This is a genomic window from Alkalispirochaeta alkalica DSM 8900, from assembly GCF_000373545.1.
GTDB lineage: Bacteria > Spirochaetota > Spirochaetia > DSM-27196 > Alkalispirochaetaceae > Alkalispirochaeta > Alkalispirochaeta alkalica.
The window spans coordinates 22,475-35,681 of record NZ_KB891701.1 but is presented as its reverse complement, the minus strand read 5'-3'; the positions used below and the strand labels follow the sequence as shown (position 1 = coordinate 35,681).

Annotated in this window: 13 protein-coding genes; 4 read left to right on the top strand and 9 right to left on the bottom strand. The window is 60.2% G+C overall.

The features are described from left to right. Positions 1-18: 18 nt before the first annotated feature. Positions 19-942, bottom strand: coding sequence for a PocR ligand-binding domain-containing protein (locus tag B071_RS16235; protein ID WP_018526219.1), 924 nt, complete (start codon positions 940-942; stop codon positions 19-21). Between the two features lie 115 nt (positions 943-1,057). Between B071_RS16235 and B071_RS0106095 the strand changes: the two genes are divergently transcribed. Continuing rightward, entirely contained in the window at positions 1,058-2,164 is a 1,107-nt protein-coding gene (locus tag B071_RS0106095) for a phosphotransferase enzyme family protein (RefSeq protein ID WP_018526218.1), read from the top strand. On the opposite strand, the gene B071_RS0106090 is transcribed toward B071_RS0106095, so the two are convergent. Genes B071_RS0106090 through B071_RS0106070 form a run of 5 tightly spaced genes read right to left on the bottom strand, consistent with a single transcriptional unit; the run spans position 2,146 to position 7,515 of the window. Beyond that, positions 2,146-2,844, bottom strand: coding sequence for a response regulator transcription factor (locus B071_RS0106090; RefSeq protein WP_018526217.1), 699 nt, complete (start codon positions 2,842-2,844; stop codon positions 2,146-2,148). The two genes, B071_RS0106095 and B071_RS0106090, sit on opposite strands and share 19 nt — an antisense overlap. Beyond that, positions 2,841-4,343: a sensor histidine kinase gene (locus B071_RS0106085; RefSeq protein ID WP_018526216.1), complete on the bottom strand. Its 1,503-nt coding sequence runs from the start codon at positions 4,341-4,343 to the stop codon at positions 2,841-2,843. Before B071_RS0106085 ends, B071_RS0106090 begins: the two co-directional genes overlap by 4 nt. Before the next feature lie 56 nt (positions 4,344-4,399). Beyond that, positions 4,400-5,713, bottom strand: coding sequence for an ABC transporter substrate-binding protein (locus B071_RS0106080; RefSeq protein WP_018526215.1), 1,314 nt, complete (start codon positions 5,711-5,713; stop codon positions 4,400-4,402). A 17-nt stretch (positions 5,714-5,730) separates the two neighbouring features. Next, positions 5,731-6,576: a carbohydrate ABC transporter permease gene (locus B071_RS0106075; RefSeq protein ID WP_018526214.1), complete on the bottom strand. Its 846-nt coding sequence runs from the start codon at positions 6,574-6,576 to the stop codon at positions 5,731-5,733. Positions 6,577-6,618: 42 nt separating this feature from the next. Continuing rightward, positions 6,619-7,515 carry a carbohydrate ABC transporter permease gene (locus B071_RS0106070; RefSeq protein ID WP_018526213.1) on the bottom strand — a complete coding sequence of 299 codons (897 nt, stop codon included), beginning with the start codon at positions 7,513-7,515 and terminating at the stop codon, positions 6,619-6,621. A 282-nt stretch (positions 7,516-7,797) separates the two neighbouring features. Between B071_RS0106070 and B071_RS18330 the strand changes: the two genes are divergently transcribed. Further along, positions 7,798-9,897 (top strand): methyl-accepting chemotaxis protein, encoded by a 2,100-nt coding sequence (locus B071_RS18330; protein WP_018526212.1) that lies wholly within the window; start codon positions 7,798-7,800, stop codon positions 9,895-9,897. Positions 9,898-9,963: 66 nt separating this feature from the next. Here the strand turns inward: B071_RS18330 and B071_RS20255 are convergent, their stop codons facing one another. Next, positions 9,964-10,209 (bottom strand): PLP-dependent transferase, encoded by a 246-nt coding sequence (locus B071_RS20255; protein ID WP_094354942.1) that lies wholly within the window; start codon positions 10,207-10,209, stop codon positions 9,964-9,966. A gap of 394 nt (positions 10,210-10,603) precedes the next feature. Between B071_RS20255 and B071_RS0106055 the strand changes: the two genes are divergently transcribed. Both B071_RS0106055 and B071_RS0106050 read left to right on the top strand, forming a co-directional pair. Beyond that, positions 10,604-10,810 carry a type II toxin-antitoxin system Phd/YefM family antitoxin gene (locus B071_RS0106055; RefSeq protein WP_245534061.1) on the top strand — a complete coding sequence of 69 codons (207 nt, stop codon included), beginning with the start codon at positions 10,604-10,606 and terminating at the stop codon, positions 10,808-10,810. Further along, on the top strand, positions 10,803-11,123 hold the full coding sequence (locus B071_RS0106050) for a type II toxin-antitoxin system RelE family toxin (protein ID WP_018526209.1): 321 nt from the start codon (positions 10,803-10,805) through the stop codon (positions 11,121-11,123). Before B071_RS0106055 ends, B071_RS0106050 begins: the two co-directional genes overlap by 8 nt. A 99-nt stretch (positions 11,124-11,222) precedes the next feature. On the opposite strand, the gene B071_RS0106045 is transcribed toward B071_RS0106050, so the two are convergent. Beyond that, the gene (locus tag B071_RS0106045) at positions 11,223-12,503 is read right to left on the bottom strand and encodes an O-acetylhomoserine aminocarboxypropyltransferase/cysteine synthase family protein (protein ID WP_018526208.1); all 1,281 of its coding nucleotides are present in this window, start codon (positions 12,501-12,503) and stop codon (positions 11,223-11,225) included. Positions 12,504-12,580: 77 nt separating this feature from the next. Next, a complete protein-coding gene (locus tag B071_RS0106040; protein ID WP_018526207.1) occupies positions 12,581-13,165 on the bottom strand; it encodes a MarC family protein in 585 nt (194 codons plus the stop codon). Between the last annotated feature and the right edge of the window lie 42 nt (positions 13,166-13,207).

The window sequence follows — 13,207 nt, the reverse complement described above, 5'->3', positions numbered from 1 at the left end:
TATTTCACAATAATGCTTTCATTTTTCTCGCCCTCGGTGTCCGTCGTCTCCTCTTCCCGGGGAGGGGAGCGGACGATCCAGGTTCTGGCGGTAGGTTCGGGGAGAGACTCCCTGGTGCGTGCGGAAGAATCGCGAGAAGTAGAGGGGGTCGTCGAAGCCGACCCGGCGGGCGATTTCCTGAATTGGTGTCTCGGGTTCTTCCTGGAGGAGTCTCCGCGCCCGCTCCAGGCGGGTCTCTGCCAGGAGGGAGGAGAAGGATTTCCCCGTGACCTCCCTGAGGGCCTGGTTGATCGTCGAGGGAGACCGTCCGTAGCGGGCGGCCAGGTCGCTCATGGTCAGGGGGGTATCGCAGGAGCTACGGATCGTCTCGCGAATCGCGTCGGCCAGGCGGGTTCTGCGGGCGGTGACGATCCGGTGGTCCAGGATGTAGGAGGTGGTGATTCTCAGAAGCTCCAGGATGCTCTGGAGCTGGTCTGTGGTGCACCGGGGGAGCTCCTGGTAGGCCTCACGGAGCGCGCCGGGCGAGAGGGACCCGCAGGGACAGTGAAGATCGGGCGGGATTGTCCGGTCGTGGCGGAACTGTCCCACCAGGATGTAGCCCACGCAGTGCTGGTCCGCCAGGAGGGGGAAGATCGCCTCGGCCAGGCCGGCGTGACAGGTATAGTGATGAGCCGTTCCCCGCTGGCGGGCGATACTGGCCTGGCAGCGGTCGTTCTCCCGGCAGCGGTGGCGGAGATGGAGCGACTCCTGCACCAGTCGGCAGTAGCGGGAGAGCTGGTGGGCCTCGCCGGGGAGGATTTCCCGGCCCTCCAGATCAAGCAGGGAGGTGCGAAACCCGAAGGCCCGGGCGATATGGGTGAAGATTGCCAGGAGTTCTTCCTGAACGATCAGGTCCTTCAGGTCTGTGGCGTGGGCCGACCCGGGAGGGGAGGGGAAAAACATAGATTCATTGTTTCCCTTTTGTGTTGATTTGTCCATGTTTTCCCCGAAACCTGTATGTTCATCTCCTCCCGGGGGCGCTACTATCACCGGTATAGCTCGATTCGGGAGGTGATCCGTGGCGGTTGATTTCAGGGCTCTGATGGAGCGGTTTTGTGTAGCCGGAGATTTTGTCGAGGCCTGTCCCTACGGAAGCGGGCACATTAACGATACCTACGCCGTTACCATGGACCAGGCGGGCCGGACCGTGCGGTATATCCTGCAGCGGATCAACCACCGGGTTTTTCCCGATCCTCCCCGACTTATGGAGAACATTCACCGTATCTGCCGGGAGCTGGGAGCGGGCTTGCGCCGGGACGGCGAGGAGCGGTCCTCGCGCCGGGCCCTGACGGTGGTCTGTACCCGCGAGGGTGCGCCCGTCCACCAGGACGATCAGGGCGGGTTCTGGCGGGTCTATTATTTTATCGAGGGCGCTCTGGGGTACGACGTGGTGGAAAACCACCGCCAGGCCTTCGAAGCGGCCCGGGCCTTCGGGGAGTTCCAGCGACTTCTCGCGGATCTCCCCGGTCCGCGGCTTCACGAGACGATTCCCGGGTTTCACGATACGCCCCGGCGGCTGGAGCGGTTTCGCCAGGTTTTTGCGGAGGCTCCCCGGCCCCGGAGGGAGGCGGTGCGGGTCGAGGCCGAGTTTTTTCTCTCCCGTCACGACGAGGCTTCGCGGCTGGTGTCGTTGCAGCGCCAGGGGCTGCTGCCGGAGCGGGTGACCCATAACGACACAAAGCTGAACAACGTTCTCATCGATCAGGAGACTCACCAGGCGGTGTGCGTGATCGATCTCGACACGGTGATGCCCGGCCTGGTTCCCTATGATTTTGGAGATCTCGTGAGGACCTCCACCACCAGGGCTGTCGAGGACGAGCGGGATCTGGAGAAGGTGCGTTTCGACAGGGAGTTCTTCCTGGCCCTGGCCCGGGGCTATCTCTCCTCGGCCGGGGCGTTTCTCACCCCCCTGGAGCGGGAGCATCTGGTTTTTGGGGGGTTTCTGATGACCTACGAGGTGGGGGTGCGGTTTCTCACGGATTACCTGGAAGGGAACGTCTATTTCAAGACCGCCTACGACGAGCACAATCTGGTGCGGGCCCGCACGCAGATCGCCCTGGCTTCGCAGATCGAGGCGGTCCGGGGGGAGCTCGAGGAGGAGCTTGCTCAGATCGACCGGGCTTGAGCGACCAGGTCCTGGGCGTCCAGCTCCCTGATGAGGCCCACGATCGTACTGGTGCGGCGGAGCTGAAACTTCTTCAGGATCCGCCCCACGTGGCTCTTCACGGTTACCACTTCGATATGCTTTATCTGGGCGATCTCCCGCTGCTTGTAGCCCTGGAGCAGGAGCTGCAGGATGCCCACCTCGGCCGGTGAGAGGGTCATGAAGATTTGGGTGAACCGCTGGAGCTCTTCCTTGTACTGGCCGGCCTTCTGCATGTGTCGCCGCAAGGTCTCGGCGGCGTAGCTGTGGATGGGCGCGTCGCGCCCGCCGGCGCGCCTGACCGCCGCGATGATCTCCGTCATCGATTCGGTTTTTCGTATATAATCGATAGCCCCCGCCTCGAAGGCCGAGAGAATGCGTTCTTCCTCGTCGTGACAGGTGAGAAAGACCACGCGGATGTCGGGGAAGCGACGATGCATCTCCCGGCAGCAGGTGATCCCCGCCGTGGGTTCCTCCATCTCGATATCCAGAAGGACCACATCGGGCTGTTCCTGCTCCACAAAGGCCAGGAGCTCCGCCCCCGAATGAAGGCTCGCCAGGACGGTAATCTCCGGTTCGTGATTCAGAATGCTCGTGTAGATCCGGTTCAGTTCGGGGTAATCCTCGGCGACGACGCAGCGGATGGGGGATTCGTCGGTCACGGGATCTCTCCGGGCGATCGGTCTTCGGGAATATAGAGTTCCATCCGGGTATACACTCCTTCGGTGCTCTCCACGTGGAGGGCACCACCAAAGGCTTCCACGAGCTGCCGAGAAAAGGCAAGCCCCAGTCCCCAGCTGCGGATCGAGGGCTTGGTGGAGAAGAAGGGGTTGAAGATCTGCTTCTGGTGCTCCCGGGAGATTCCGCAGCCGTTGTCGGTGACGCGGATCACGATGTGGGAGAGATTGCGTTCGCAGGAGAGGTGAATCCGGGGAGCGGGGTGGTTCAGGAGCGCTTCCTGGCTGTTCACAATGAGGTTGCGCAGGATCTCGCCGAAGTAGTGCTCGTCCACCACGATCGAGGCCTGGGGAATCGGGTTGCTCACGGTTACCTGGGGGAACTCCATGACGAGGGGAGTCAGAAGCCGATCGAGGGTAACTTTCTGGCAGGAGAGGGTGATCCGGTCGTGGAGGGCGGGGATCGACGAGAGCCGTGCGATGGATTGTTCGCAGATCGAGAGGATCTGTTGAAGCCGATCTCCCGGGGCGGGCGAGGGGAGCTCCCCCGGGGCTGTCGCCGGGGCCTCCTGGAGCAATCCCTGTTCGGCCAGAAGCCGGATCGCGATGAACTGGTTCTTGATGGAGTGGGAGAATATTCTGATGCCGCTGTGGGCGGTCTTCATGGTGGCCTGGAAGGCCCGCCGGCGCTGGATCGTCTTCAGCTCGAAGGAGTTGTAGACCAGGGCGGTATAGATCAGGGCCGCCATGGAGAGAAACGAGAGCAGCACGATCGACGATGCCAGCACCCGCGTATAGGGCAGGCTGACATGTTTCAGCGTGGAGAAGCGCCAGATATGGATGGAGTGGCTGGGAAACCAGAAAAAGAGAACCACCACCAGGACGTGGATCGGCATGATGCCGCCAATAATGAGGAGTGATTGCTTCTTGAATATCGACGGTGTTTTCAGGTGGATGTATCCCATGAGGAGGGCACTCCCCGTGAGGGAGATGCGGATAAGCCAGCGCAGCAGGGAGTTGTAGAGATAGAGCGTCGAGAGAACCCGGGGAATCGCGTGAAAGATCGTGTGGGGTTGAAAGAGCATCTGGAGCAGGGCGGGGTCGTTCAGGAGAATCGCCCCCGCGATGATGAGCATCATCAGATATCCTCCGGTCCGCACGGACCGGTTCGGATGAAACGAGAGGGGGTATCCCAGAGCTCCCAGAAGATAGAGGGTTATGCCCAGGTTCATGAGACGGTACATGCCGAAGACCGAGAGGTTCAGATAATAGTTGAGCCGCCATATCAGGAGATTCTCTCCGCCAAAGAGGGGGTTCATGATGAAGTTGGCGTAGGAGATGTATTCGGTAAAAAAGAGCAGTCCCAGCAGGGCCAGGCAGATCCCCAGGGGCATCATGAGGAACCAGAGGATGTTCAGGGTTTTTCTGTGCCGGAGCAACACCACCAGGGCGAAGAGCAGATAAGCGAGAATGAGGTAGAACATCTGGGGTTATTCTATCACAGGAGACGGCCCGGAGGCCGCCTCCTGCGGGGGAAGCGCTAGCGGTTTCGCCAGAAGGCGATCGTGTCGGCCTTCATGCGGGAGATAAACTCCTCGGGCGTGATGTTCCCGAAGACTAGGGCGTTATCCACGGGGTAAAAAACGTTGGCAAACCACTCGGGATAGAGTTGCATCACCCCGTCGTAGGAGACGTGGAAGCGCTGGGCCCCTTCCAGGGTAGGGCGGACCCCCTCAAGCAACCGGGGGTAGGCAGCATCGGTGCGTGCTGCAATGTTGATCGTGTCCCGGGCCAGCTGGTTGGCGTGTTCCTTGCGGCTGATGAAGCGCATGAACTCCCGGGCTGCTTCGGGGTTCTTGGCTTCCACGGGAACGGCGAAGCCGATCAGATAGGCCTCGACATCACCCACCGATCCAGCGCCGCCGGGGACTTCCGGGAAGGGGTAGAACCCCACCTCAAAGCCATCGACGGTTTGTTCCCGGGTTTCCGAAGGAATCCAGGTTCCGCAGAGAATCGACCCCGAACGGTTCAGGGCCCAGTCGGCCTGGGCGGCGGGATAGTTGCTTCCGGCATAACCGGGCTGGAAGAAGTTTTCTCCCCCCGCGCTGAGCTGGTAGACCATTCGTGCCGCCTCCAGGTATCCCGGCTCATCCCAGGTTTTTCCGGTGCGGTCCCCGGCGGCGCGGGCCAGGTGTCCCGGTCCCATCACGCGGGTCAGGGCCCAGTAGTAGTAGTAGGCGTTATAGAAGGAGATATTTCCATCCAGCGCCAGGGGCGGAATCCCTGCAGCTTTCAGATCGCGGTTCACCTGGATGAACTCGTCCCAGGTCCGGGGGGCCGAGAGACCCTGTTCGGCGAAGAGGGTTTTGTCGTAGAAGAAGCCCGATGTGATGAACTCGTAGGGGAAAAAGTAGATCTCGTTGTTATGAGCGTAGAGGGTGATCACGTTCTCGTCGAAGAGATCCATCATGGTGGGCTGTCCCTCGGGGCCGGGAGTCTGGTAGAAAAAATCCGTCAGGGGTTGGACCAGGATGCCGTCGTTGCGCAAAAAGGCGCCGGCGAGCTCGCTGAAATCCTGTTCCACGATGTCGGGGACATCTCCCATGAGGATGCGGCTGCGGATCTTGGTGAGTACGTCGCGTCCGGCGAAGCTGATATCCACGCGGATCCCCGTCTCGGCCTCGAACTTTCGTGCCATCTCTTCCATGTACACCGCCTGGGGTTCCCCGGGGTTCCACATGGAGGCGTACTCCAGCACATCCTCCTGGACCTTCTCCCGCTGCCCTCCCGCAAAGAGGGGCGCAGCCAGGACCGTTGCGATCAGACACGCCGCAAGTATGGTTCGTTTCTTCATTCCGGTACCTCCATTTTTTATTCCTTCACCGCTCCCATGGTCATACCGGCCACGATGGTGCGGGAAAGGAGAATAAACAAAAGAAAAGTGGGGATTACCACCAGGGTGAAGGCTGCAAAGAGGGAGACCCAGTCTCCGGTATACTGGAGACTTCCCTGCAACGCGTAGAGTCCCCGGGAGAGGGGATAGAGGGACTGGCGGTTCAGAAAGGTGAGGGCCAGCAGAAACTCGTTCCAGAGCCCCACGAAGTTGAGCACCGCCGCAGCGACCAGGCCGTTTCGGGCCAGGGGAAGCATGATCTGAAAGAAGGTTCGGATCGGTCCGCAGCCGTCGATCTCGGCGGCCTCCTCCAGCGTCCTGGGGAGCGTCCGGAAGTATCCCAACAGAAGAAAGACCGTGAAGGGCACCGAGAGGGCCACGTAGACCAGGATGAGTCCCAGGAGATTGTTGATCAAACCCAGGCGGAAGAGCAGAAAAAAGAGCGGCACCAGCAGGAGCTGGTAGGGTATGCCCATGCCAAAGGAGACGATTCGCGTGAGCCCCTCCCGGAAGGGAAAGGGAATGCGGGCGAGAACGTAGGCGGCGGGGGCGCTGATCGCCAGGAGAGCCAGCACCGAGGGAAGAACCAGGAGCAGGGAGTTGATAAAGTACCGGCCCAGCTGGTAGGTGACCCAGACCTTCTCGTAGTTTGCCGTTTGGGGTGTGGAGAAGAGCGCCCAGATATTGCTGAAGAACTCCCGGTTCGTCTTGAGGGAGCTGTTAATCACCCAGAGAAAGACGAAAATCGAGAAGCCGCACCAGAGATAGAGCAGGGCCCGCGCGAAGATCTCCCACCAGGTCAGTTTCCCGATTCGTCCAGCCACAGTCACTCCCTTCCGCCTGGCGGCCCCGCGGCGCCCGGCAGATCAGTATTGGATCTCATCCCGCTTTGTTACCCTGGTGATCACCAGGTAGAAGGCCACCACGATCAGAAACATCACCACGCCCATGGCGGTGCTGTAGCCCATGCGGTACATGGTGACACGCCGTCCGAAGGCGGTGATATACATATAGGTGGCCAGGTTCTGGGCGCCCGCCTGGGGAACGTCCACGCCGCCTCCCCAGGCGTAGAGGAGGGAGAACTCCTTCACCGCAGCGATACACCAGTAGATGATGGTGGTGATCAGCACATCCCAGATCATGGGAATTTTCACGGAGAAGAAGATCCGCACCTCCGAGGCGCCCTCGATTCTGGCCGATTCGATCTGATCGGGCGGCACCCGCTCCAGGGCCGACGAGAGAATGACAAAATAGAATCCCGAGTACATCCATACCAGAGCAACCAGAATCGCCCAGAAGAGCGTCTCCGGAGCGGTCCAGGTGGGCTGGATGTGACCCAGGCCGATGGCGCGCAAGAAGCCGTTGAGCAGACCGTACTGGTGGTTGTATATGAACGACCAGAGGATCGCCACCGCCACGGGGTTGATGATTGAGGGGAAGTAGATCAGCCCCCGCATGAAGCCCTTGCCCCTGGGACCGGTGGCGATGAGGCCGCTCAGGAAAAAGGCGATGGCGAAGGTGAGGATCCCCCCGAAGAAGATGATGCCGAAACTGTTGGCCATGACAACCCGCCAGAAATGACGGTCCCGAAGGAGTTCCTGGAAGTTCCCCAGGCCGATAAACCGCATGTCGGCGGTGAAGCCGCTCCAGTCGAAGAGGCTCACGTAAAAGGCCCGACCCGCCGGATAGAGGAAGAGTCCTCCATAGAGAAGAAGGCAGGGAGCGAGGAAGGTCACCACCATGGGCAGGTGTTTTCGTTTCATGGGCCCCCCGTTTCGTACCATGAGGCATTGTAGGGACCGATCGGGAGAACCGGCAAGTATGAAGTTCCTTGCGATCTTTTGCGGGTTTTCTGCTCCGGCGAGAGCCGAAGGTATGATGCCCGGTCATACCTTTTTGTCATTTTTACCGGGTTTTTCTGGAATCATCGCTGGTTCTCCCCTACTATGAAATAAGAGATGTTTCCGGTGAGGATCCTGACACCAAAACTCTTCACCCGGGGGCCCAGGTGATGCTCTGGCAGGGGGCATCGGCAAGGAGTGAACATGAAGCGATCCCGCACAACGACGATCGGGAAGGAGATCCTCTTTTCCGTGCTGATAACCTTCTCGGTGATTTCCTGCGGTCTGGCGGCGGCCCTGGCGATTCCCCTCTACCGGGCCCACGCCAATCGGGCCGAGGTCTACATTGTGGAGAGAAACAACGCGATCTCCACCTTTATCGAGGGATTTTTCACCGAGATCTACAACACCGTGAACGTTCTGTCAGAACACCCCGGGGTGATCGGGGCGATGCGTTCCGGCGAGAACCGCGCCCAGGCGCTGGATCTCTTCACCCGCTTTGCCGGGGCGAACCCCAACATCACCTACGTCTACTCGGGCTACGCGGGAGGGGAGCTCCTGATCGAGGGCTATACCCCTCCCGACGATTTCGACGCCACCAGCCGTCCCTGGTATCGCGAGGCGATCGCTGCCGGTTCTGCCATCGCCCTGGGGAATCCCTATCAGGATATCAATACCCGGGAATGGCTGCTTTCCACCTCCCGGGCTTTGGACGAAGGGGGAGCCCCTCAGGGGGTGGTGGCCGTGGACTGCCGGATCGATGATTTTCTGGAGGTGATCAACCAGCGGCTCGACTACGAGAGCGCGTCCACCTTTGTGGCCAATGCAGCGGGGGAGATTATTCTCCACACCGATACCGATCTGATCGGGCGTTCCCTGGAAGAGATTCTCCAGAACCGGCGTGACTGGGGATCGCGTCTGGTGATGGCTTCCCTGGGTGGAGAGCGCCATCTGGCGAGGATCCACCAGCTGGATCGAAGCCAGTGGCAGGTGGTTACCGTGGTGAGCGCCCGGGAGGTGATCGTGCCCATTCTCCGGCAGATTCTCCTGGTATTACTGATGGTGCTGGCTATCTCGGGGGTGCTGGGGGTGGTGCAGAGCACCTTTCTGGGCCGGAAACTGGGACGACCCCTGGTTCTTCTGGGGAGCAGTCTGAAGGACCTGAGCGAGGGCCGGATCGTCAATCGCGAGCTCGCTGCCACAGGAAGCAACGAGATCAGCCAGGTTGCGGTGAACTTCAACACGTTTATCCTCTTCCTCCGTCCCCTGATACGGGAGATGCAGCGCGCCGTCCAGGTAACGGACGAGAAGGGCAGGACCCTCCTCTCCTCGCTGGAGAATCTCGATCGGGCATCGGGGGATATCACGGCTATCGCCAACGAGGTGCAGGAGGTGATCGGCCAGCAATCCCGTCTGGTGTCAGAGATCTTCGCGGCGGTTACGGCGATCGTGGGAACCGTGGAGACCCAGGATGAGAAGATTTCCTCCCTGGCCTCCCACGGTACGGAGAGCGCTGCGGCGGTGGAGGAGATGGTGGCGAATATCAGGGCGATCGGAAACTCTCTGCAGAACAGCTCCCGGGAGTTTGAGACGCTTCGATCGGTGGTATCCTCGGGGAGCACCGACCTGGCCAGTCTCCAGGAGATGATCAGTTCCCTCTCGCACCAGTCGGGGAGCGTCATGGAGGCAAACAAGATTATCAAGGGCATCGCCTCCCAGACGAATCTCCTGGCGATGAACGCCGCCATCGAGGCGGCCCACGCCGGCGAATCGGGGCGGGGCTTTGCCGTGGTAGCCGAGGAGATCAGAAAACTCGCCGAGGTCTCAAACCAGCAATCCAAGATCATCTCGGAAAATCTGCGGAACCTGGAAAAGTCGATCGGGGGTTCCGTGGGGCTCTCCCGGAACACGGGGGAGTCCTTCGAGAAGATCGTCCAGTCCGTGGAGGTCGTTACCGCTATTGAGGGGCAGATCCAGAGTTCCCTCGACGAGCAGTCTGCAGGGAGCGCCCAGGTGCTCCAGGCCCTGGCGGGGATAAGCGAGATCACCCGGGAGGTTCACGAGGGATCGCGGGTGATGCTCTCGGGAAGCCAGGAGATCGTCGGGGATATGGAGCAGCTGGTGAAGATCACCGAGACGGTGGAATCCTCGGCGGAGAAGGTGGTGGACCACGCCGAGGAGACGCACCGGATTGTGGAAGAGGCCGTGGGCCTGCTGAACGAGAATATCGAGAGTGTCCGCAAGGTGGACGACCACGTGGCGGTTTTTACCATCGCCGATGATCACGAGCCCGGGCACGGCTAAGGCGTCTGCCGGGAAGGAGGGGCGCCCGCGAGAGTGCCCGGGAAGGCGATGAACCGCCAGGGGTGGTCAGGGAAGGCGCCGGAAGGGCTGGTCGAAATCGGCGATAATGTCGTCGATGTGCTCGAGCCCCAGGGAGACACGGATCAGGTCCGGCGAGACCCCGGCGGTCTGCTGTTCCTCCTGGCAGAGCTGGCGGGGTCCTGCTTTTCGGTGGTGTTCTGATAGATGGGGATAGCCCGGTGCTCGGCCTTGCCGGGCCGGTAGCCACCCTGGATTGCTCGGGTCTCTTTTTCCTGTGCTCCTCAAATCCACTCCCAAGTCGGTAACGCGCGATTTTGGGGCTGTTCTCCGTCTTCTGTGTAATGATTGAGCACCCAAAAGGCAATCAGGAATTCCCCTGAGCCCGGTTTCCGTTCCCCTTTCTTTCAAGTCTCAACTACAGTATTTTGGTTATATCCCCAGATTCATAAACAAATAGTGCGGGCCCCAACACCACGTGAATCCGTTATGCGGTGACTATTACCCAACTCGCCGGTTATCTCGAGCGAAAGACACACGTCGCGGGCGAAGCGGAGAAGCGCAAAATGTACATCATGCCATTGCATTATTGTACAAAATAGAGCAGGCTTCGTACGAGGAGAAACCAGTGATTAAGCAAATGTCGATATCCGAGACACGAAGAAAAATAACATCGTTGGAAACCGATATGTCGTATGAAGATACGATCTCTGTAACCAATCACGGGAAGGAAGTCCTGGCTATTCTACGGTGGGACACCTACGAAAGCATCGCAGAAACTCTGGATATTCTTTCCGACCCGGAAGGCTACAACGATTTGAAGATCGGAATCTCCCAGGCCCGGCAGGGGAAGCTGATCGATTTCGAGGAGTTCAAGAAAGGCTTTGATGTATAAAATCAAGCTGACCGAGTTGGCGACTCAGATGATCAAGAGCGTCGAGGCCACCGCCAGAACTCAGATCATCAGGAAGATTGAACAGCTGAAGGAGGAGCCGGCTCTAATGGGCAAGCCGCTGTTGGGGCCGTTAAAAGGATTCAGGACGGTCCGTGCGGCTGGTCAACGATATCGGATCGTCTACCGGGTTGAAGATACCCAGGTTGTGGTGATCGTAGTTGCGGTTGGAATCCGAAAATCCGGTGACAAGAAAGACATCTACGAGTTGATGAAGAAACTTGTAAACACAGGAATCGTAGAAAAGGACGGCTAACCTGCAGGATTGCGACGACCCGACGGGTCCACATGGATGTTTTGCGCAGCCCGGGCGCCCGCGAGAGCGCCCGGGGAGGCGATGAATCGTCAGGAGTGGTCAGGGAAGGCGCCGGAAGGCCTGGTCGAAATCGGCGATGATGTCATCGATGTGCTCGAGCCCCAGGGAGACACGGATCAGGTCCGGCGAGACCCCGGCGGCCTGCTGTTCCTCCTGGCAGAGCTGGCGATGGGTCATGCTGGCAGGGTGGAGAACGCAGGTTCGTACGTCGGCCACATGGACCACGATCGACGCCAGCTCCAGGGAGTTCATCAGGGCTTCTCCTGCGGGCTGCCCCCCCGTGATGCCGAAGGTGAGCACGCCGCTGGATCCTTTGGGGAGATACCGCCGGGCCCGTTCTGCCGAGGGGCTTCCCGGGAGGCCGGGGTAGCGGACCCAGGAGACGCGAGGGTGGTCCTGGAGATATTGCGCCAGAGCCAGGGCGTTCTGGCTGTGCCGCTCCATGCGGAGATGGAGCGTCTCCAGCCCCAGATTGGTGAGAAAGGCGTTCATGGGCGACAGGGGTGTCCCCAGGTCACGGATGAGCTGATAACTCAGTTTCACGGCGTAGGCGGCGCTGGCGAAACGTTCGTGGTAGCAAACGCCGTGATAGCTGGGGTCCGGTTCGGTGAAGGCGGGGAAGTTCCCGTTGTCCCAGGGAAAGGTTCCCCCGTCGATGACGGCCCCGCCCACGCTGGTGGCGTGACCGTCGATATACTTGGTGGTGGAGTGAATCACGATGTGGGCACCCAGTTTCAGGGGCTGACAGAGGAAGGGTGTGGGAAAGGTGTTATCCACCAGAAAAGGGACCCCCCGGGAGCGGGCAACCTGGCTGAACTTCTCGAAATCCAGAACCTCCATGGCGGGGTTGCTGATGGACTCACCGAAGATCGCCTTCGTGCGGGGCCTGAAGGCTGCTTCGATCTCGGCGGCGCTCTGGTCCTGGTCTACAAAGGTTACCTCGATTCCCATCCGGGGGAGGGTGTAATTGAAGAGGTTATAGGTCCCTCCGTAGAGAGAACTGGAGGCGACGATATGATCCCCCGCCTGACAGAGGTTGAGGATTGCCAGGGTCGTTGCAGCCTGGCCCGACGAGGTGGTCACCGCGGCGATTCCCCCCTCCAGGTCGGCCAGTTTTTTCTGGAGCACCTCCGTGGTGGGGTTGCTGATACGGGAGTAGATATGGCCTTCCTCGGGGTGATCGAAGAGATGGGCCACAGCCTCGGCGGTGTCGTACTTGTAGGTGGTGCTCTGATAGATGGGGGTGACCCGGGGCTCGGCGTTGCCGGGCCGGTAGCCGCCCTGGATTGCTCGGGTCTCTTTTTTCCACTGGGGATTCATCGCGTGGTGCCTCCTTTTTCTGTGCTCTGCTGTCCCGTGCCGCTGGTGGTCTTTGGTGACCGGGGCATGGTGACCCATTACAGGAACTGGGTAAAGCCCTGCATAAACATCTGCGCTGCCAGGGCCGAGAGAATGAGCCCCGTGATTTTACTCAGGATGGTAATCCCCGATCGTCCCAGAACCCGTTCGATCCAGGAGGAGATAAAGAGGAGGGTTCCCACGGCGCAGGCGGCCAGGGCAAAGGCTCCCAGGGTGAGCGCGGCTTCGGCGGGTGCGGTCTGTTCCGACGAGAGCACCAGGAGGTACCCCACCGTGGCGGGGCCCACGGTGATGGGAATCGCCAGGGGTACGATCGAGATCGCCTCCCGGTCGATCCCCTTCAGGGGTGCCGTGCTCCCCCCCTGGACGAGATTGATCGCCGAGAGCATCAGAAGAATCCCCGTGCCCATACGAAATGAATGAAGATTGATCCCGAAGAGGGCGAAGATATGATTCCCCAGAAGAAAGAGGGTGATCCCCACGGCCATCGTTCCCAGGGCGACCTCCAGGGCCAGACGGCGTCGCTGGGCCGAGGTATACCCCTGGGTGAGTGCCAGAAATGAGGAGAGGACAAAAAAGGGCGTGAGGAGAAAGAAGAGTCCGATAAAGGTGCTGAAGAACATGGCGTTTTATCTTGTACCCTCAAAGGAGGGAGAAACACAACG